Raw genomic sequence first — 19,986 nt, 5'->3', positions numbered from 1 at the left:
CATTATGTATTGGCGCGAAACAAACTGTCAATGCACGCACCCCAGACTCCCCCACCGCCGCGGGAAGCGTGATATGTTCAGCCTCACAACATTTCACCGACGATGCTGAAGGACGTACCCCCATGTCGCTCACTCCCACCCGGGACGACAAGTTCTCATTCGGTCTGTGGACCGTCGGATACAACGGCACCGACCCGTTCGGCGGCCCGACCCGGCCCGCCCTCGACGTCGTGCACGCCGTCGAGAAGCTCTCCGAGCTCGGCGCATACGGCCTCACCTTCCACGACGACGACCTGTTCGCCTTCGGCTCGACCGACGCCGAGCGTCAGAAGCAGATCGACCGTCTGAAGGGCGCGCTGGCCGACACCGGTCTCATCGTGCCGATGGTCACGACCAACCTCTTCAGCGCCCCCGTGTTCAAGGACGGCGGCTTCACCTCCAACGACCGTCAGGTGCGCCGCTACGCGCTGCGCAAGGTCTTCCGCCAGCTCGACCTCGGCGCCGAGCTGGGCGCCAAGACCTTCGTCATGTGGGGCGGCCGCGAGGGCGCCGAGTACGACTCGGCGAAGGACATCCGCGCGGCGCTCGAGCGCTACCGCGAGGCCGTGAACCTCCTCGGCGACTACGTCGTCGACAAGGGGTACGACATCCGCTTCGCGATCGAGCCGAAGCCGAACGAGCCGCGCGGCGACATCCTGCTGCCCACGCTGGGCCACGCGATCGCCTTCATCGACTCGCTCGAGCGTCCCGAGCTCGTCGGCCTCAACCCCGAGGTCGGACACGAGCAGATGGCGGGTCTGAACTTCGCCGCCGGCATCGCGCAGGCGCTGTACCACGGCAAGCTCTTCCACATCGACCTCAACGGCCAGCGCGGCATCAAGTACGACCAGGACCTCGTGTTCGGGCACGGCGACCTGCACAACGCCTTCGCACTCGTCGACCTCCTCGAGAACGGCGGCCCCGGCGGCGTCCCCGCCTACGAGGGCCCGCGTCACTTCGACTACAAGCCCAGCCGCACCGAGGACGAGCGCGGCGTGTGGGACTCGGTCTCCGCGAACATGCGCACGTACCTCCTGCTGAAGGAGCGCGCCGCCGCGTTCCGCGCGGACCCCGAGGTGCAGGAGGCCCTCGCCGCCGCCAAGGTCGACGAGCTCGCGCGGCCCACGCTGAACGAGGGCGAGTCGTACGATGACTTCCTGAGCGACCGCTCGGCCTACGAGGACTTCGACGCCGACGCCTACCTCGGCGGCCACGGATTCGGGTTCGTCCGACTGCAGCAGCTCGCGACCGAGCACCTGCTCGGCGCCCGGTGAGGAGGCGCGGATGACACTCGTCGCCGGCATCGACTCGTCCACGCAGAGCTGCAAGGTCGTCGTGCGCGACGTCGCCACCGGCGACGTCGCGCGCACCGGCCGCGCCTCCCACCCGGACGGCTCGGAGATCGACCCCGGTCACTGGTGGGACGCGCTGCAGACCGCGATCGCGGACGCCGGCGGTCTCGACGACGTCGCCGCGGTCTCCATCGCGGGCCAGCAGCACGGCATGGTGGCACTCGATGCCGACGGCGAGGTCATCCGCCCCGCTCTCCTCTGGAACGACACCCGATCGGCGGACGCGGCGGCGGCGCTGACCGCGGAGATCGGCGCTGACGCCTTCGCCGCGCGCGCGGGACTCGTCCCGGTCGCGTCGTTCACCGCGACGAAGCTGCGGTGGCTGGCAGACCACGAGCCGGAGAACGCCGCGCGCGTGGCGGCGGTGGCCCTGCCCCACGACTGGCTGACCTGGCGCCTGCGCGGCTTCGGGCCGGATGGCGAGCGCGGGCCGGTTCTCGAGGAGCTGGCCACCGACCGATCGGACGCGAGCGGAACGGCCTACTTCGACCCGTCGCGGAACGCCTACGACCGCGAGCTGCTCGCGTCCGCGCTGCGGCGCTCGGCGGACGCCATCGTGCTGCCGCGCGTCCTCGCGCCGTCGGAGCACGTCGACGGCCCGGGCTTCGTCGTCGCGCCCGGCGCGGGCGACAACGCCGGCGCCGCGCTCGGCCTCGGCGCCCGCCCCGGCGACATCGGCATCTCGATCGGGACGAGCGGCACGGTCTTCGCCGTCACCGATGTGGCGGTGCGGGACGCGTCGGGGACGGTGGCGGGCTTCGCCGACGCCGCCGGTGAGTTCCTCCCGATCGTCACGACCCTCAACGCCGCGCGCGTGCTCGACGCGACCGCGCGCCTCCTCGGGGTCGACCACGCCGAGCTCGCGCGGCTGGCCCTCGCCGCGGAACCGGGTGCGGGCGGCCTCGTGCTGCAGCCCTGGTTCGAGGGCGAGCGCACGCCGAACCTGCCCGACGCGACCGCGACCCTGTTCGGGATGACGCTCGGATCGACGACCCGGGAGAACCTGGCCCGCGCCGCGATCGAGGGCGTGCTGTGCGGGCTCGCCGAGGGGCTCGACGCCATCCGCTCGCACGGCGTCGCCGCCGAGCGGGTGCTGCTCGTGGGCGGCGCCGCGCAGAGTCCTGCGGTGCAGGCCATCGCGGCGCAGGTGCTGGACGCACCGGTCGTCGTCCCGGAGCCCGGCGAGTACGTGGCGCTCGGCGCCGCGGTCCAGGCGGCTTGGGCGCTGACCGGCGAGCGGCCGGAGTGGCCGCTGCGCACCTCCGCGACCCTCCCCGTCGACACGCGTCCGGCCATCCGCGCGCAGTACGCCGCCCGCCTGCCCTGACCCGAGCGAAGAGGCGGGGCCGCGAATCCGCGGCCCCGCCTCTTCGTCGCGTTCTCAGCGACCCGCGCGGAAGGAGTACTCCCAGGTCGACGGCACATCCGTCGCGAGGGAGAACCACGCGTCGGGCACGGCAGAGATCGCCACGGCGCGCTTCTCGCGGTGGAAGCCGGGCTCGACCCGCTCGCCGTCGACGTAGTAGCTCACCCCCTCGACCTCGGGGACGCGATAGCCGTCCTGGCCGCGGCCGGGCCGCTCCACGAACGTCGGCGCGGGCGCGACGACCTCGGTCGTGTAGACGGGCACGTCCTGCCAGTCGATGTCCGACGCGAGCATGTACTCGGTGTAGCTGGGCTGGTTGTAGGCGGTGTTCTGCCGCGCGACCTCCGGCCGGTACTGCGCGTCGTGCATGAGGGTCGTCAGCATGCGGTCCGTCACCTCGGTCGAGAGGTGGATCTGGATCTCGCTGCTGTCGGCCGAGCGCACGAGGAGCTCCTCGCGCCAGTCGCCGAGCACGTCGGCGACGAGCGACGGGTTGCCCTTGGTGGTGTTGTTCGAGCGGGTGCCCTCGGCTTCGAGGAGCACCTCTCCCGAGCCGTCGACGATGCGGACGTCCTCGTCGTTGTAGCCCTCGACGATCTGCGTCGTCATGTCGGCGGACCAGCGGATCGACTGGTTCGTGCCCAGCCCCTCCCGGTACCCGTCCGACCCGGGAGGCATCGCGGCCCAGTACTCGAGACCCGCGCGCTCGGGGTCGACGTCGCCGATCATGCCGCGCCCGGTGTCCTTGCCGGAGTACTCCCCGTCGAGCACCTCGCCGGTCGCCGCGTCGCGCAGCGCCCAGCCGTACGGCGCCGACGTGCCGCCCTCGTGCACGGAGAAGATCTCGAGCCCCTCGCGGTCGGGCACGATGTCGGTGACGTGCATGGCGTCGCCGTGCCCGAGTCGCGCCTGCTCCCCGGGAGCCGCGCTGCCGGCGGGCAGCTCGTCGAACGAGCTGTAGAGCAGCGATCCGTCGTCGTCGATCGTGGCCGATCCGTAGACGATCTCCTGCCGGCCATCGCCGTCGACGTCCGCCGCCGACAGGGAGTGGAAGCCCTGCGTGGTGAGCGTCCCGAACTCCGGGTCCGTGCCATCCACCCCGTGCGGGCTGTCGTGGAACGGATTGCTCATCGGCGCGTGCCCGCTGTCGACGTACCAGCGCTCTGCGAGGTGCTCGCCGTCCCAGTCGTAGGCGACGAGCGTGGAGCGCGTGTAGTAGCCGCGCGCGAAGACCGCCGACGGGCGGCTGCCGTCGAGGTACGCGACCCCGGCGAGGAAGCGGTCGACGCGGTTGCCCGGCTCGATGCGCGACATCGCGTAATCGCCCCACAGCAGGCCGTCGTCGCCGCGTCCGGGCTTGTAGTCGACCGTCTCGAGCTCTCGGCCGGTCTCGCCCTCGAAGACCGTGAGGTACTCGGGCCCGCTGATCACGAAGCCCTCGAAGTTCCGCAGCTGGTTTCGGCTCGAGCGCGAGGGCGCGTAGACGTCGATGAAGTAGTCCGCGAGCGCCGACGCGTCGGCCTCCGAGAGGGGATAGTCGTAGCGCGGCTCGGTGCCGAAGGCTTCCTCGAGCGTGGCGGGCCACTGGCCCGAGACGACCTCCTCCCGATCGCTCCAGCCGCGGAACATGTCCACGAGGTGCGCGCGGTAGTCCTCCGCCGACATGCGGTAGTCGTCCTGATCCGTGACACCGGCGGCGGCGTCGTCGGCGGCGATCGTGACGAACGAGGTCTCGCCGTCGGCGGTGACGCTCGTCCCCGGCGCCGTCTTCATCATGATCTCCGAGCGGCCGTCGCCATCGAAGTCGTAGACCATGAACTGCGTGTAGTGCGCGCCCGAGCGGATGTTGACGCCGAGGTCGATGCGATGCAGCAGCGTGCCGTCGGCCTCGTACGTGTCGATGTAGGTGTTGCCGGTGTACCCGACCTGCGAGACGTCCTTCGCGTTCGACGGGTACCACTTGACGACGTACTCGTAGTCGCCGTCGCCGTCCATGTCGCCCACCGACATGTCGTTGGCGGAGTAGGTGTACGCCTCCCCCGCCGGCGTCACGCCGTCGGCGGGCTTCTGCAGCGGCAGCGACGCGTAGGCGCCGTTCCACGGCGAGACCGCCGCGCTCGCCTCGAGCTCGACGGCGTTCACCACGGGCGCCACCCGGTACGAGGCATCCGCCGTGCCGTCCTCGTCCAGGAAGTTCGTGCTGTCCGAGACCGTCGCGATGCGCTCGCCGTCGCGGTACACCGCGAAGTCGGGGCCGAGCATGCCGTCCTCGCCGGCGCCGGTCGTCTCCTCGGCGAGGAGGCGCCAGCTGAGGAAGACGCCCTCGTCGGTCGTCGCGGCGACGAGACCGCGGTCGAGCCGCTCGAGCTGCGGATGGCCGGAGCCGGCATCCGCGGACGGCTGCGCCGCGTGCGCGGCGACTCCCGGGAGTCCCACGACGAGCACGGCGGCAAGCGCCCCGCTCGCCGCGCGGGCGACGGCTCTCTTCTTCGAATGGTTCACGCGGGCCTCTCATCGTCGTCGATGGCGCTCACACTCAGTAAGCGCTTTCCTTGTGCACCGCCACGGTAGCCGCATCGGCCCGTCCAGGCAACGGCACTACCCTCGAAGAGTCCCATCCGATTCTCCCGAGGAGCGCCCGTGCCCGAGAGCCATGACGACGGCCGCGTGGCCGTCTACCTCGACTTCGACAACATCGTGATGTCCTGGTACGACCGCGTGCACGGGCGGAACTCGTACAGCCGCGACCGCTCGCGCATCGCCGAGAGCCCGCACGACCCGGAGATCGCCGACCGCCTCGCTCGGGCGACCGTCGACGTCGGCGCCATCATCGACTACGCCGCGTCGTACGGCACCCTCGTGCTCACGCGCGCCTACGCCGACTGGTCCGCGCCCGTCAACGCGATCTACCGGCAGCAGCTGGTGGCGCGCGCGGTCGACCTCGTGCAGCTCTTCCCCGCGGCCGCCTACGCGAAGAACGGCGCGGACATCCGCCTGGCCGTCGACGCGGTCGAGGACATGTTCCGCCTCCCCGACCTCACCCACGTCGTCATCGTCGCCGGCGACTCCGACTACGTCCCGCTCGCGCAGCGCTGCCGCCGGCTCGGCCGGTACTTCGTCGGCGTGGGCGTCGCGGGCTCGACCGCGAAGTCGCTCGCCGCGGCCTGCGACGAGTTCGAGCCGTACGACTCGCTCCCCGGCGTGCAGCTGCCCGCGCGGCCCGCGCAGAAGGCGAAGTCCGACGAGAAGGCGGCGCCGGAGAAGGCGGATGGCCAGAAGGACGCCCCGAAGTCGGCCGGCGACGCGCCCGCGACGAAGGACGAGGGCAAGGACGCCGCACCGGAGGTCGCCGCGGCGACGAAGGACGAGACCGAGCCGAAGGCGAAGCCGCGGACGCGCCGCGGCTCCAAGCCCAAGCTCATCGAGGAGGCGAAGGCCCCCGAGGAGGCGAAGGCCCCCGAGGAGGCGAAGGCCCCCGAGGAGGCGAAGGCTCCCGAGGAGCCGGAGACGTTCCTCGCGTTCGACGAGACCCCGCCTGAGGACCTGCACGCGGCGGCGTCCCGCCTCCTCGAGCGCGCGCTGCGGGTCGGCCAGGGCAAGGGCGACGACGCGGGATGGCTGCACAGCTCCGCGGTCAAGCAGCACATCCGCCGCATGGACCCGTCCTTCAGCGAGAAGGCGCTCGGCTACCGCTCGTTCTCGGACTTCCTGAAGTCCCGCGATCACCTCGCGGAGCTCGAGGAGACGGGGCACGAGCGCCTCGTGCGACTGAAGGCGTGATCGCCGAGCTCTCGCCGCTCGTCTGGACGGCCCTCGCGCTCGGCGCCATCGTCGTCGGGCTCTCGAAGACGGCGGTCCCCGGCGGCGGCACGCTCGCCGTCGCGCTCTTCGCCGCGGTGCTCCCGGCGAAGGACTCGACGGGCGCGCTGCTCGTCCTCCTCATCCTCGGCGACATGTTCGCGCTGCTCGCCTACCGGCGCCACGCCGACTGGCGCGTGATCGCGCGGATGGCCCCTGCCGTGGTGCTCGGGCTCGTCGCGGGCTGGGGCTTCCTCGCGGTCGCCGACGACGGGTGGGTGCGCCGGACCATCGCGGTCCTGCTGCTCGCGGTCGTGGCCGTCACGCTGTGGCGTCGCGCGGTGCAGAACCGGTCGCAGACGGAGGCCGCCTTCGGCTCGGGCACCGTCGCGGCGTGGACCTATGGCGGACTCGGCGGCTTCGCCACCATGGTCGCCAACGCGGCAGGGCCCGTCATGTCGATGTACTTCCTCGCGGTGAAGTTCCCGGTGAAGGCGTTCCTGGGAACCTCGGCGTGGTTCTTCGCGATCATCAACATCGCCAAGCTGCCGTTCTCCATCGGGCTCGGCATCATCACGCCCTCGTCGCTGCTGATGGACCTCATCCTCGCGCCCGGCGTGGTGCTCGGCGCGTTCGCCGGCCGCCGCCTCGTGGCGCGGATGGATCAGCGCGTGTTCGACCGCGTCGTCATCGTGCTGACGGTGGTCGGGGCGCTCTACCTGCTCGTCTGACACGACGAGGGGCGAGCCGTCGAGCCCGCCCCTCGTCGTCGTCACGCGATCTCAGATCGCGGCCACCGCCATCCGCTCGGCGCGCACGATCAGCGCGTCGTCGCCCGCGTCCACCGTCACCGCCCCGCCGTCGGCGAGCTCGCCGGCGACGAAGAGGTCGGCGATGCGGTCGTCCACCTCGCGCTGGATGAGCCGGCGCAGCGGCCGGGCGCCGAACTCCGGCTCGTGGCCGTTGCGGGCGAGCCACGCCACCGCAGCGTCGGTCACCTCGAGCGTCACCTCGCGGCGCGCGAGCCGCTCGCGCGTCGCGCCCAGCAGCAGGCCCACGATCTGCGCGAGCTGGCTCTCGTCGAGCTTGCGGAACAGGACGATCTCGTCGATGCGGTTGAGGAACTCGGGCCGCATCGACTCGCGCAGCCGCCCCATCACGCGGTCGCGCAGGTCCTTCTCGTCGTACTCGCGACCCGATGCCGAGAAGCCGATGGCTCCCGAGCGGGAGGTGAGGAACTCCGAGCCCAGGTTCGACGTCATCACGACGACCGTGTTGCGGAAGTCGACCGTCCGCCCCTGTCCGTCCGTGAGGCGCCCGTCGTCGAGCACCTGCAGCAGCAGGTTGAACACGTCCGGGTGCGCCTTCTCGATCTCGTCGAAGAGGACGATCGAGTACGGGTTGCGGCGCACGCGCTCGGTGAGCTGCCCGGCCTCGTCGTAGCCGACGTATCCCGGAGGGGCGCCGACCAGCCGCGAGACGGTGTGCCGCTCGCCGAACTCGCTCATGTCGAAGCGGATGACCGCGGTCTCGTCGTCGAAGAGGCTCGCGGCGAGCGCCTTCGCGAGCTCGGTCTTGCCCACGCCGGTGGGGCCGAGGAACAGGAACGAGCCGACGGGGCGATGCGCGTCGCCCATGCCGGTGCGGCTGCGGCGGACGGCCTTCGCCACGGCGGTCACCGCGTCGTCCTGGCCGACGACCCGCGCGTGCAGCTCGCTCTCGAGCCCGGCCAGCCGCTCGCGCTCGCTCTCGGTGAGCCGGTTGACGGGGATGCCGGTGGCGCGACTGATCACGGCCGCGATCTCGGGCTCGTCCACGAGGGCGCGCCCGCCGCCTGACGAGGTCGCCTCGGCGAGGCGCTCCTGGACCGAGGCGATCTCGTCGCGGATGCGGGAGGCCTCCTCGTAGTGCTCTGCGGACACCGCCGCGTTCTTCTCGGCCTCGAGCTCGGCGAGCTTCGCGACGAGCTCCTGCGTGTCGACCGGCGCGCCCAGACGCAGCCGCACGCGAGCGCCGGCCTGGTCGATGAGGTCGATGGCCTTGTCCGGCAGCACGCGATCGGGCAGGTAGCGGTCGCTCAGCTCGACGGCCGCGCGCAGGGCGTCGTCCGTGTAGGAGACGCGGTGATGCTCCTCGTACGCGGACCGGAGCCCCTCGAGGATGGCGATGGCGTCGGGCACCGAGGGCTCGCCGACGCGCACCGGCTGGAAGCGCCGCTCGAGGGCGGCGTCCTTCTCGATCGCACGGTACTCCGCGAGGGTCGTCGCGCCGACGAGGTGCAGGTCTCCGCGGGCGAGACGGGGCTTCAGGATGTTGCCGGCGTCCATGGCGCCATCGCCGCTGCCGCCCGCCCCGACGAGGGTGTGGATCTCGTCGATGAAGAGGATGAGACGGCCCTTCTCCTCGGCGACCTCCTCCATCGTCTTGGTGAGCCGCTCCTCGAAGTCTCCGCGGTAGCGGGTGCCGGCGAGCATCGCCGGCAGGTCGAGGGCGATGACGCGCCGGTCGCGCAGCTGCTCGGGAACGGTGCCGGCCACGATGGCGGACGCGAGCCCCTCCACGATGGCGGTCTTGCCGACGCCCGCCTCGCCGACGAGCACGGGGTTGTTCTTCGTGCGGCGCGAGAGGATCTCGATGGTCTGCTCGATCTCCTCGGCGCGCCCGATGACGGGGTCGAGCTCTCCCCCGCGTGCGAGCGCCGTGAGGTCGGTGCCGTACTTCTCCAGCATCGAGGCGCCGCCCTGGGGCCGCGCCTCGGGCGCAGCCGCAGGCTGCGGCGCGACGCCCTCGCGCGCGCCCTGCGTGAGCGCCTCGGCGGTGACGCCCGACCGGGCGAGGATCTGACCCGCGGGGGTGTCCTGCGCGAGCACGAGCGCGAAGAAGAGGTGCTCGGGATCGACGTAGGTGGATCCCGACGAGCGCGCGACCTGGAAGGCGTGGAAGAGCGCGCGCTGCACGGCCTGCGTGACGGCGGCGCCGTCGACGTCGGCCGCGGCGCCCGCGCTCGGCAGCCGCTCCTCCGCCGCCTGGCCGATGGCGGCGGGATCGCCGCCGATGCGCGTGATGGCGTCGGCGACCGCCGCGTCGTCGACGAGCACACGCAGCACGTGGAGCGCGTCGAGTTCGAGCTGGCCGCGGCCGAGGGCGTAGCGGCCGGCGCGCTGGAGGAGCTCCTGCGTGCGCGCGCTGAGGAAGCGGCTGAGGTCGATCGAGCGGCTGGCGCGAGCACGCTCGCCCTGCAGATAGCGCGCGAGGAACTCGTCGAACGAGCTCGGCCCGTCCTGGGGGAAGTGGTTCTCGGGCATGTCCCGACATCTCCTTGAAGTTGCGTGACTGTGTATCAAGTCTGGAAGTTGAGCCAACCTCTGTCAAGTTGAACGCCCACCGTCCTCGGGTATTCCCGACCGCTTCACCGCGCGCACGCGTCTTGCCCGATCGAACGTTTATCGATAGATTTCTCTCGTCACTCAACGAAGGGGGACGCCGTGAGCAGAGCCACGATCCTCATCCTGCGCGTCGTGATCGCGCTGGCCCTGGCGGGTTCGCTCGTCGTGCAGATCGTCATCGTGCCGCTGCTGTGGGCGGACCTCGAGAGCGAGGCTCTCTGGGGCCGCATCACGCTGGTCGTGATCGCCGTGCTCTGGATCGCCACCCTGCAGGTGTCCGCCGTCTGCATCTGGCAGCTGCTGACCCGCGTGCGGCGCGGCTCGATCTTCTCCCGATCCTCGTTCCGCTACGTCGACGTGATCATCGGCGCGGTGACGGCGTCGGCGGTGCTCGCCTTCGCCCTCGCCGTCGTCCTCGCGCCGGGCGAGACGGCACCCGGCATCGTCGGCCTCATCTGCGGCGCGGCCCTCGTGCTCGGCGGCGTCGCGCTCATCGTCGTGGTCATGCGCGCGCTGCTGAAGCAGGCCATCGACCGGGAGAACGAGGCGCGAACGCTCCGCGACGAGCTCGGCGAGGTGATCTGAGTGCCGATCATCGTGGACATCGACGTGATGCTCGCGCGACGCAAGATGTCGGTCGGCACGCTCGCGGAGCGCATCGGGATCACGCCCACCAACCTCGCGGTGCTCAAGAACGGGCGAGCGAAGGCCGTCCGGTTCACGACCCTCGACGCCCTGTGCGAGGCGCTGGAATGCCAGCCCGGCGACCTGCTGCGCTGGGAGGCGGAGGCATGAGCGACCTCGACGCGCTCGTCGGGCGCTGGCGATCGCAGTCCGCGGGCGCCGCTGGAGCAGACGCGGACGCCGCCGAAGCCGCTCGCGAGGAGCGCCTTCGCGCGGAGACGGCGGACCTCCGGCAGCGCGGTCTCGCCCTCGACGAGGCGTTCCTCGTCGCCCTCCGCCGCGTGAGAGATCTCGACGCGCTGCAGGCCGAGATCGCGCGCGAGCGCTCGCCGCGGAGGGCCGCCGCCGGCGCGGGGCTCGGCCTCATCCTCGCCCTCGCCGCACTGGCGGGCCTCGCGACCAGGGGCGCGGTGTGGCTCCTCGCACCCGGCGGACCGCTCGCGCCCGTCGCCGACGACGGCGCGCTGCTCCTGCGCACGTTCCCCCTCGTCGTCGCGCCGTTCCTCCTCGCCTACCTCCTCTGGACGCGCCGCCCCGGCCGCGACGCGGTCGTGGTCATCGCGGCGGGCTACCTGCTCGTCGCCCTCTGCGCCGCGCTCTTCCCGTTCGCGCCCTTCGGCGACACCGCGGTGCTCGCGGCCATCCATGCGCCCGTCGCCCTCTGGGCGCTCGTCGGCGTCGCGTACGTCGCCACCCGCCGGCGCCCGAGCGACCGGATCGCGTTCGCGCGCTTCTCCGGTGAGGTGGCCGTCCTCCTCGCGCTCATCGCGCTCGGCGGCGGCGCGCTCCTCGCCCTCATGATCGGCTCCTTCGCCGTTGTCGGCGTCGAGGTCTCGGATGGCGTCCTCGGGTGGATCCTCGCCCTGTGCGTCCCCGGGGCGCTGCTCGTCGCGACATGGCTCGTCGACCGGCGCCAGAGCGTCGCGGAGAACATCGCGCCCGTGCTCGCCCGCGTCTTCACGCCGCTGACGGCGCTCATGCTGCTCGCCCTCCTCGTCGTCGTCGTGACGGCGGGCGATCTCGCCCGCGCCGACCGCGAGCTCCTCATCGTCATGGACCTCGTGCTGGTGCTCGTGCTGGCCCTGTCGCTGTACGCGGTCTCCGCGCGCCCGCCGCGCTCGCGGGTCGGACTCCTCGACGCCGCGCAACTGGTGATGCTCATCGCGGCCGTCGCCGTCGACGTCGTGGTGCTCGCGGCCATGCTCACCCGGATCGCGGAGTTCGGGTTCAGCGCGAACAAGACCGCCGCCCTCGGGCTGAACATCCTCCTGCTCGTGCACCTCGCGGGGCACGCCGCGCTGATCGCACGCCTGCTCCTCGGCCGCGCCGCGCCGGGCGCCCTCGAGCGCTGGCCGTCGCGCTGGCTGCCCGTGTACGGGGTGTGGGCGGTGATCGTCGTCGCCGTCTTCCCGCCGCTGTTTGGTTTCATGTAGGGATGAGGGAGTTCTGGGCGGGCGTGCGCACTGTCGGGAGCGGCTTCGGATGGTGGCGGCGGCGTCCGCGCGTCATGGCCGCGGCCCTCCTGCCGGCCGCCCTCGTCGGTGCGGTGCTCACGACGGGGCTCATCGTCCTCGGGGCGTTCCTCCCCGAGATCGCGTCGGCGCTCACCCCGTGGGCCGACGGCTGGGCGTCCGGCTGGGCCGCCGCCATCCGCCTGCTCGTCGGCGCGGCGCTGCTGGCCGGGGCCGTCGTCCTCGCGGTGGCCACCTTCACGGCGCTCTCCCTCCTCGTCGGCGAGCCGTTCTACGACCGGGTGTGGCGGTCGGTGGAGAGCGCGCGTGCGGAGGCCGTGCCCGACGCGGGATACGGGATGTGGCGTGCCGCGGGCGACGCGATCTCGCTCGTGCTGCGCGGTCTCGGCATCGCCGTGCTCACGCTCGCGGTCGGATTCGTCCCCGTCGCGGGGGCGGTGCTGGCCGCCGTCCTCGGCGCGGTGCTCAGCGGCTGGATGCTCGCCGACGAGCTCACCTCGCGCGCGCTCACCGCGCGCGGCTTCGGCCCGGCGGAGCGACGCGCGCTGCGCCGCGCCTCACGCGCGCGGGTGCTCGGCTTCGGCGTCGCCACGCACCTCTGCCTGATCGTGCCGCTCGGCGCGGTGATCGCGATGCCCGCGGCCGTCGCCGGCAGCACGCTGCTCGCGCACGCGCTGCTCGATCGGGCTCAGGACTCGGGCGTCCGCGGCTGATCCCGGCCGGCGTCGCGCGCCGCGAGGATCACGGCGACGAAGACGATCGCCGCGGGCACCGTCAGCGCGAGGGCCATCCCCGGGTGCGCGTACTCCCCCGTCGCCGCGCCGATCGCGACGGCGATGACGAGCAGCTGGACGACCACGGCGCCGGAGCGGCCCCACGACTGTGCGCGCGCGATCGCGCGCGCGAAGGCCGCGACGGCGAGCGCGCCCGCGATGGTCAGCACGAGGAGCGCGATGGCGCTGGGGAGCGACGCGACGCCGGAGCCGAGCGAGACCACCTGCAGGGCCGCGAGAGCCAGGACGCCGACCGCCTCGATGCCGACGAGGATGGCCGCGGTGCGCGTGGCTCGGCTCACCGGCATCCGCTCTCCCTGCTTCGAGCGCCGGGCGGCGCGCACACGCAGTCAGGGAACGGACAGAAAAAACCCTTGCCCGAAAACGACGCGTGTATGACAATTGTTAACGGTGTGTTTCCCACAGCGTGGTGGGACGAGTCGTCACGACTCGTCGCACATACAGCGTAATCCACCCGTAATCCCACGCTGTGCTTTCCCTGAGAAACCTCACCCGCAAGGAGCATTCCTATGGACTGGCGCGACAAGGCCGCCTGCCTCACCGTCGACCCCGAGCTGTTCTTCCCCGTCGGGAACACCGGCCCCGCGATCGACCAGATCGAGAAGGCGAAGTCCGTCTGCGCTCGCTGCACGGTCACCGAGGTCTGCCTCCAGTACGCCCTCGAGTCCGGACAGGACTCGGGCGTGTGGGGCGGCCTGAGCGAGGACGAGCGCCGCGCGCTCAAGCGCCGCGCGGCCCGCGCTCGCCGCGCGTCCTGACACCGCCCCCGAATACGACGAAAGCCCCGCCTCGGCGGGGCTTTCGTCGTATCCGGGGGCTCAGCTGCGGACGATCCAGCGCAGCGGGACCGTGATGACGACCTCGGTGCCGCCGTGGAAAGGCGTGTCGGGGGCGTCGATCGTCTTCCAGTCGATCGTGCCGGAGAGCTCGCCCTGGATGAGGGTGCGCACGATCTGCGTGCCGAGGCCGCGACCGACCTGTCCGTCGGGAAGGCCGCTTCCGGTGTCGCGCACCCGCACCTCGAGCCGGGACTCGTCGCGGTCGGCGACGATCTGCACGTCGCCCTCGCGGCCGGCGAGCCCGTGCTCGACGGCGTTCGTGACGATCTCGGTCAGCGCGAGCGCGAGCGGCGTCGCGTACTGGCTGGGGAGCGTCCCGAAGCGGCCCTCCGTGCGCGTGTGGGCGACGGTGTTCTGCGCTGCGGCGACCTCGGCCACCAGACGCAGCACGCGGGCGAACACCTCGTCGAAGTCGACGTTCTGCGCGAGTCCCTCGGAGAGGGTGTCGTGCACGACGGCGATCGCGGCGACGCGCTGCATCGCCTGCAGGAGCGACTCGCGCGCCTCGTCGGAGGAGGTGCGCCGCGACTGGATGCGCAGCAGCGACGCGACGGTCTGCAGGTTGTTCTTCACGCGATGGTGGATCTCGCGGATGGTCGCGTCCTTGGTGATGAGCTCCTGCTCCTGGCTGCGCAGCTCGCTCACGTCGCGGCACAGCACGATGGCGCCGGTGCGGTGCCCGTGCTCCTTCAGCGGGATGGCCCGCAGCGACACTGTGACGCCGCGCGCCTCGACGTCGCTGCGCCACGGGGCGCGGCCGGAGACGAGGATCGGCAGGCGCTCGTCGGTGTCGTGGGAGGCGGGAAGGATCTGGCTGGTGACGTCGGCGAGCGCCTCCCCCTCGAGCTCCTCCGCGAACCCGATCCGGTTGAAGGCGGAGAGCGCGTTGGGGCTGGCGAAGGTCACCACGCCGTCGACGTCGAGGCGGATGAGGCCGTCCGCAGCACGCGGGGCCCCGCGCCGGGGGCCGGTGGGGGCCGACAGATCGGGGAAGTCGCCCGTCGCGATCATGCGGAACAGGTCGTCCGCGCACTCGTTGAACGTGATCTGCTGACGAGACGGCGTGCGCACATCGCCGAGGTTGGTGTGGCGGGTGAGGACGGCGATCGCCCGCAGACCCTCTCCCTCTCGGATGGCGATGGGCACCGCGCGCACGCGCGTGGGCGTCTCCTCGAACCACTCCGGCGACGACGAGTCGACAATGCGCACGCTCTGGAACGCCTCGCGCACCTGCGCCTGCCACTGCGGGCGCACCCGGCCGCCGACGATGTCGCGGTAGAAGAGGGTCGCGGCGCCGCCCGGACGCGTGTGCGCGACGGCCACGTAGGAGTCGTCGGCCGTCGGCGCCCAGACGACGATGTCCGCCGATGCGAGGTCGGCGAGCAGCTGCCCGTCGCCGGCGAGACGGTGCAGCCATTCGATGTCGGATTCGCTCGAACGGCCCTGGGCGGAGACGAGATCGCTGAGGGTCGACACGGGACGAGTCTATGCCGACCGCGCGTCCCCGCTCCTGCCGCGCCGCGCTCGCCGGGCGACGAGCGGCAGCCGGCGGGTGCGCTCCTCGCCCAGCGGGATGACCTCGGCCTGCGCCCGCGGATGCTCGGCCTCCACGCGTGCCGCCAGCCGACGCAGCGCCTGCGCGAGCGGCGAGCGCGGCGCGACCTCGCCGATCGGCCGCGCTGCCAGCAGCGCCGCGTCGGCCGCGCGCGGGTCGAACGGCAGGAACACGACCTCGTCCATCCCTCCGAACCGCTCGAGGGTGCGGCGCACCTGACCGCGGGCGTCGATCCCGAGCGGGCCGGCGCGCAGGCGGTTGGCGACCACGACCACGGGGGTCGTGCCGACGACCGCACGCAGCTCGGCGCAGCCGCGCAGCAGCCGAGCGATCCCGACCGGGTCGGCGCCGGCGACCGCGACGACGAGGTCGGCCTCGCGCAGCGCGGCGAGCGTCGCGGCGTTCCGGCGCGGTCCCTCGAGATCGCTCACGATCTCCTCATCCGATTCCAGGGATGCCGCGACGTCGACGACCGCGACGTCGGCCCAGCCGCGGCACGCCTCCAGCGCGGCGGCGACGCGGCGCTCGGAGAGCTCGGGCCAGCGCGCCGCGCGGTTGAGGCCGGGAAGCACGTCGACGATGCCGTCCGCGCCGCCGACGGGCACGCTCAGCCGGGTGAGCTCGGCGGCGTCGAGCGCGCCGCGTTCGGCCTGCCGGCAGGCGGCGGCGAACCCCGGCCCCTCGTCGGCGAGCCCCAGCGCGATCGCGGCCGACGGCGCATGCGTGTCGGCGTCGACGAGCGCCACGTGCCCGCGCAGGCGCGCGGTCTCGACGGCGAGCTCGATCGCGACGGTCGTGCGCCCAGGTGCGCCGTGAGCGCCCCAGACGACCACGACGCGGCCGCGCTCGGCGGCGGCGCGCACCGCGCCGACGGACGTGCTGCGCACGGCCTCGGCCACCCGCCATCCCTCGGCCGCCGCCGGGATCGGGTCGGCGAGGCCGAACGACCGGGCCAGGCGCACCTCGGCTGCCCGCTCCCCGAGCGGCACGATGCGCACGCCGTTGCGGTCGCAGGCGGCCACGACGCCGACGGTGAGGGCCGACCGCGAGGCGGGGAGCACGAGCGCATCGGCGGCCGCGAGGCTCTCCCACACCTCCGAGGCCGGGTCCGCGAGGGACCGGGCGATGGCCTCCGCGGCGACCGTGGCGACGACTTCGATCCCCTCGTCCTCCAGCGACTCGGCGAGCGCATACGCGCGCGACTCGTCGAGCGCGACGACGACCCTCATGATCCCCCTCCCGCCTGCGGCACGGCGGAGAGAGCGGCCCCGGAGGCGACCGCGGCGAGCACGTCGGCCACGCTCGACTCGTCGATCACGAGCTCGATCGACGTCGCGCCGGCGCCCATCACGGCGTCCTCGCGCAGCACGGCGGCGACGGTGGCGTCGGCGACGAGGATCCGCGGCTCGTCGAAGACCCCCGGTTCGACCAGCGGCGCCTCCCACAGCTCGACGGGCGTGCCGGCGTCGACCGCCCGCGGCACGTCGACGGCGCTGCGCACCACCACCGTCGTGACCGCCGCCTGGGCGGCGGGGGCCACGGCCGATGCCGGCACCAGCTCCCCCGCGCGGATGGTCCGGGTCGCGACGTACCCCTCGCTCAGCTCGTGCGGGGCGAGGTACGCGGTCTCGGCGCCGCCCAGCGTGACCTCCACCACGGTGAGGTCGCTCGCGCTGACGGCCTGCCCCGGCACGATCGTCGCGCCGGCCGACAGCACCGGCACCGTCTGCCGGGCGGCCGACACGACCCACCACACGCCGGCCACGGAGGCGAGGATGAGGGCGATGCCGATGAAGAAGCGGGCGTCGCCCCAGAACACGCGCCGACGACGGCGTGCGGGGGCGAGGGTCGCGATGTCGCCGGCGGTCGTGGTCATGAGGACATGCTGACGCAATCGCGCGATCGGTCGAGAAAGTTCTCCACAGCCCGGCGCGCTCCGCCGCGCCCGGAGCGTCCCCGCCCATAATGGGGGCCATGCCCGACACGTCCGAGACGCGCTACCTCGCGCCCGCTCAGGTCGCCGAGCTCCTGGGCGTCGAGACCGACGAGGTCATCGAGCTCATCCACGCCGGCCGGCTGCGCGGCGCCCGACTCGGCTCGCCGGCCCGCTGGCGGGTCGAGCACGAGAGTGTCGGCGAGTACCTCGAGGATCAGCACGAGGAGACGCGCCGCATCGCCCTGTGGCGGCAGTCGAACGAGGCGAGCTTCCCCGAGCTGTGGGGCCCCCGCACCTCCTGACGGTCAGGGGGTGATCACCCCGGTCGTCGCCGAGACCCGCACCCACGCCACCGCCGAGAACGGCAGGATGCGGAACGCCGTCACCGCGGCGGCCCGTCGCGGGGAATCCGCGTCGTGCAGCGCGAGGTCGAGGTGGTCGGCGCCCACGCGATCGATCGTGCCGCTGAGGGCGCGACCCGCCGCCGTGCCGATGGTCACCCCCGCACGACGACGCGCCAGGTCGCGGAGGGCGAAGCCGAACGTCACCCGCTCCGCGAGACGGCTCTCCGCCGCCGGTGCGCGCGCGCTCCGCAGCAGCTCCCCGTGAGCGGCGCCGACCGCGCGGATGGCGGCGAGCGGGATCAGGACGATGCTCGGCTCCGCGAGTGCGGCGGGCGCGCTGGCCGGTCGCGCCGCGACCCAGTCCGCCCCGACCGAGGTCACGGCCGCCTCGAGCAGCGACCCGTCGACGAGGTCGATGGCCAGCGCCGCCGCCGCAGCCTGCGCGAAGCCGACCATGCGGGTCCGCAGCTGCAGACGCGATACACGCAGGCGCTCGGCCTCCGAATCCAGCGCCGCCCGCTCGGCCTCCCACTCGGCCGCGAGCTGGTCCTCCAGGTCCTCGAAGAAGCGATCCCAGCGCATCTGCGTGAGCGTAGGCGAACCGCGCGAGCTCCGCCATCCGCTCTCCACAGGCATGTATGCGGAGTTCCCGCGAGACCCCGTCGGCTGGTTCACTCGGGGTCCCTCCGACCTCCCCCCACGGAAAGGGGCCGCCATGCCAGCGCATGCCGCGGCTGCGAGCTCCCGCAGACGCCCTCACCACACCGACGACGACATGGCGGAGCTGTTCGCGCCGCAGCGCACCTCGTCCGCCGACCTCCCCGATCCCGCTCCCCTCGTCGTCGCCCTCACCCGGGGCATCCTCGAGGTGCTCGCCGGCACGCGGGAGGCCGATCAGCTCGCGCGATGGCTCGCCGAGGAGACCTACCTCAAGCTCGTCACGCGCGCGAACCTCTCCCGTCGCGCGCGCAGCGCCCGGCGAGCCCCGGTGCAGCGCCCCGTGTTCACGGTGCGCACCGTGCGGCAGATGTCGCCGGCGGACGGGGTGGTCGAGGTGACGGTCATCGTGACGATGCCCGACCGCACGCGCGCCATCGCCATGCGCCTGGAGGGGCTGGATCGCCGGTGGCGTGCCACCGACATCCGCATCCTGTGATCAGCGCTGGCGATACGACGACAGGAAGTTGCCCAGCCGCTCGATCGCCTCGGCGAGCACGCGCGCCTCGGGCAGCGTGACGACCCGCAGGTGGTCGGGGGTGGGCCAGTTGAACCCCGTCCCCTCCACCAGCAGGATGTGCTCGGAGACGAGCAGGTCGTAGACGAGCTGCTTGTCGTCACGGATCTCGTGCACCTCGGGATCCAGACGCGGGAAGGCGTAGAGCGCCCCGGTCGGGCGCACGCACGAGACGCCGGGGATGGCCGACAGCTGCTCCCAGGCAACGTCGCGCTGCTCGTGCAGGCGGCCCGTGGGCGCGATGAGCGCGTCGATGGACTGCACGCCGGTGAGCGCCGCGAGCACGGCGTGCTGTGCGGGGACGTTCGCGCACAGCCGGGTCGACGCCAGCAGCTGGATGCCCTCGAGGAACCCCTTCGCGTGCGTCTTCGGGCCCGTGATCACCATCCACCCGGAGCGGTACCCGGCGACGCGGTACGTCTTGGAGAGTCCGTTGAAGGTGAGGACGAGGAGGTCGGGGGCGACCGTCGCGGTCGGCACGTGCACGGCGTCGTCGAACAGGATGCGGTCGTAGATCTCATCGGAGAGGATGAGGAGCGAGTTCTCCCGCGCGATCTGCGCGATGCCCTCGATGAGCTCGCGGCTGTAGACCGCGCCGGTGGGGTTGTTGGGGTTGATGATGACGATCGCCTTGGTCTTCGGCGTGACCTTCGACCGGATGTCCTCCAGGTCGGGCTGCCAGCCGTTCTCCTCGTCGCAGAGGTAGTGCACCGGCGTGCCGCCGGAGAGGCTCGTCATCGCCGTCCACAGCGGGTAGTCCGGCGCGGGGATCAGCACCTCGTCGCCCTCGTCCAGGAGGGCCTGCATGGTCATCGTGATGAGCTCGGAGACGCCGTTGCCGAGGTACACGTCGTCGGGATCGACCCGCGGGAAGCCGGGCGTCTCCTCGTAGCGGCTGACGATCGCACGGCGGGCGGGCAGGATCCCCCGGCTGTCGCTGTACCCGTGCGCGTAGGGCACGGCCTCGATCATGTCGCGCACGATCTGGTAGGGGGCCTCGAAGCCGAAGATCGCGGGGTTGCCGGTGTTGAGCTTGAGAACCGAGTGCCCGTCGGCCTCCAGCCGTGTCGCCTCTGCCAGTGCTGCCCCGCGGATCTCGTACAGGACGTTCTGGAGTTTCGCGGACTGGCCGAGCGGGCGGAGGGAGTTCATCGCAACAGGATATGCCCGAGCGCGCCGGCTCCCCG

19 protein-coding genes are annotated in these 19,986 nt (G+C 72.5%); 11 read left to right on the top strand and 8 right to left on the bottom strand.

The features are described 5' to 3' along the window. Positions 1-122 precede the first annotated feature (122 nt). On the top strand, positions 123-1,313 hold the full coding sequence (xylA, locus tag D7D94_RS00640; RefSeq protein WP_156240756.1) for a xylose isomerase: 1,191 nt from the start codon (positions 123-125) through the stop codon (positions 1,311-1,313). 10 nt (positions 1,314-1,323) lie between these two features. Beyond that, positions 1,324-2,718: a xylulokinase gene (xylB, locus tag D7D94_RS00635; protein ID WP_156240755.1), complete on the top strand. Its 1,395-nt coding sequence runs from the start codon at positions 1,324-1,326 to the stop codon at positions 2,716-2,718. A 54-nt stretch (positions 2,719-2,772) separates the two neighbouring features. Here the strand turns inward: xylB and D7D94_RS00630 are convergent, their stop codons facing one another. Beyond that, positions 2,773-5,259, bottom strand: a complete 2,487-nt coding sequence (locus D7D94_RS00630; protein WP_156240754.1) for a rhamnogalacturonan lyase — start codon at positions 5,257-5,259, stop codon at positions 2,773-2,775. A gap of 198 nt (positions 5,260-5,457) precedes the next feature. Here D7D94_RS00630 and D7D94_RS00625 point away from each other — a divergent pair, with 198 nt between their 5' ends. Both D7D94_RS00625 and D7D94_RS00620 read left to right on the top strand, forming a co-directional pair. Beyond that, positions 5,458-6,537 carry an NYN domain-containing protein gene (locus D7D94_RS00625; protein WP_156243234.1) on the top strand — a complete coding sequence of 360 codons (1,080 nt, stop codon included), beginning with the start codon at positions 5,458-5,460 and terminating at the stop codon, positions 6,535-6,537. Continuing rightward, positions 6,537-7,286, top strand: coding sequence for a sulfite exporter TauE/SafE family protein (locus D7D94_RS00620; RefSeq protein WP_425486993.1), 750 nt, complete (start codon positions 6,537-6,539; stop codon positions 7,284-7,286). Before D7D94_RS00625 ends, D7D94_RS00620 begins: the two co-directional genes overlap by 1 nt. A gap of 51 nt (positions 7,287-7,337) precedes the next feature. On the opposite strand, the gene D7D94_RS00615 is transcribed toward D7D94_RS00620, so the two are convergent. Beyond that, complete coding sequence (locus tag D7D94_RS00615; protein WP_156240752.1) at positions 7,338-9,860, bottom strand: ATP-dependent Clp protease ATP-binding subunit; 2,523 nt, start codon at positions 9,858-9,860, stop codon at positions 7,338-7,340. Between the two features lie 180 nt (positions 9,861-10,040). On the opposite strand from D7D94_RS00615, the gene D7D94_RS00610 reads away from it, so the two are divergent. The 4 genes from D7D94_RS00610 to D7D94_RS00595 are packed head-to-tail and all read left to right on the top strand — an operon-like array spanning position 10,041 to position 12,810. Further along, positions 10,041-10,526, top strand: coding sequence for a DUF2975 domain-containing protein (locus D7D94_RS00610; protein ID WP_156240751.1), 486 nt, complete (start codon positions 10,041-10,043; stop codon positions 10,524-10,526). Further along, positions 10,527-10,736 carry a helix-turn-helix domain-containing protein gene (locus tag D7D94_RS00605; protein ID WP_156240750.1) on the top strand — a complete coding sequence of 70 codons (210 nt, stop codon included), beginning with the start codon at positions 10,527-10,529 and terminating at the stop codon, positions 10,734-10,736. Then, positions 10,733-12,058: a hypothetical protein gene (locus tag D7D94_RS00600; protein WP_156240749.1), complete on the top strand. Its 1,326-nt coding sequence runs from the start codon at positions 10,733-10,735 to the stop codon at positions 12,056-12,058. The genes D7D94_RS00605 and D7D94_RS00600 overlap by 4 nt, the downstream gene beginning before the upstream one ends. Positions 12,059-12,060: 2 nt before the next feature. Then, a complete protein-coding gene (locus tag D7D94_RS00595; protein ID WP_156240748.1) occupies positions 12,061-12,810 on the top strand; it encodes an EI24 domain-containing protein in 750 nt (249 codons plus the stop codon). On the opposite strand, the gene D7D94_RS00590 is transcribed toward D7D94_RS00595, so the two are convergent. Next, positions 12,786-13,172, bottom strand: coding sequence for a histidine kinase (locus D7D94_RS00590; RefSeq protein WP_425486973.1), 387 nt, complete (start codon positions 13,170-13,172; stop codon positions 12,786-12,788). The genes D7D94_RS00595 and D7D94_RS00590 overlap by 25 nt on opposite strands. A gap of 228 nt (positions 13,173-13,400) precedes the next feature. On the opposite strand from D7D94_RS00590, the gene D7D94_RS00585 reads away from it, so the two are divergent. Beyond that, positions 13,401-13,649, top strand: coding sequence for a WhiB family transcriptional regulator (locus D7D94_RS00585; RefSeq protein WP_156240746.1), 249 nt, complete (start codon positions 13,401-13,403; stop codon positions 13,647-13,649). 60 nt (positions 13,650-13,709) lie between these two features. On the opposite strand, the gene D7D94_RS00580 is transcribed toward D7D94_RS00585, so the two are convergent. Genes D7D94_RS00580 through D7D94_RS00570 form a run of 3 tightly spaced genes read right to left on the bottom strand, consistent with a single transcriptional unit; the run spans position 13,710 to position 17,161 of the window. Beyond that, complete coding sequence (locus D7D94_RS00580; RefSeq protein ID WP_156240745.1) at positions 13,710-15,206, bottom strand: sensor histidine kinase; 1,497 nt, start codon at positions 15,204-15,206, stop codon at positions 13,710-13,712. Between the two features lie 9 nt (positions 15,207-15,215). Continuing rightward, positions 15,216-16,514: a hypothetical protein gene (locus D7D94_RS00575; RefSeq protein WP_156240744.1), complete on the bottom strand. Its 1,299-nt coding sequence runs from the start codon at positions 16,512-16,514 to the stop codon at positions 15,216-15,218. After that, a complete protein-coding gene (locus tag D7D94_RS00570) occupies positions 16,511-17,161 on the bottom strand; it encodes an SAF domain-containing protein (RefSeq protein ID WP_156240743.1) in 651 nt (216 codons plus the stop codon). The genes D7D94_RS00575 and D7D94_RS00570 overlap by 4 nt, the downstream gene beginning before the upstream one ends. Before the next feature lie 98 nt (positions 17,162-17,259). Here D7D94_RS00570 and D7D94_RS00565 point away from each other — a divergent pair, with 98 nt between their 5' ends. Next, a complete protein-coding gene (locus D7D94_RS00565) occupies positions 17,260-17,523 on the top strand; it encodes a helix-turn-helix domain-containing protein (protein WP_156240742.1) in 264 nt (87 codons plus the stop codon). A gap of 3 nt (positions 17,524-17,526) precedes the next feature. Here the strand turns inward: D7D94_RS00565 and D7D94_RS00560 are convergent, their stop codons facing one another. Further along, positions 17,527-18,147, bottom strand: coding sequence for a hypothetical protein (locus tag D7D94_RS00560; protein ID WP_156240741.1), 621 nt, complete (start codon positions 18,145-18,147; stop codon positions 17,527-17,529). Positions 18,148-18,280: 133 nt separating this feature from the next. Between D7D94_RS00560 and D7D94_RS00555 the strand changes: the two genes are divergently transcribed. Beyond that, complete coding sequence (locus tag D7D94_RS00555; RefSeq protein WP_156240740.1) at positions 18,281-18,721, top strand: Rv3235 family protein; 441 nt, start codon at positions 18,281-18,283, stop codon at positions 18,719-18,721. On the opposite strand, the gene D7D94_RS00550 is transcribed toward D7D94_RS00555, so the two are convergent. Continuing rightward, positions 18,722-19,951, bottom strand: coding sequence for a pyridoxal phosphate-dependent aminotransferase (locus D7D94_RS00550; protein ID WP_156240739.1), 1,230 nt, complete (start codon positions 19,949-19,951; stop codon positions 18,722-18,724). It abuts the gene before it with no gap. Positions 19,952-19,986 lie beyond the last annotated feature (35 nt).

Source organism: Microbacterium oryzae, from assembly GCF_009735645.1.
GTDB lineage: Bacteria > Actinomycetota > Actinomycetes > Actinomycetales > Microbacteriaceae > Microbacterium > Microbacterium oryzae.
The sequence above is the reverse complement of the archived record's forward strand: the minus strand, read 5'-3'. Positions and strand labels throughout refer to the sequence as shown.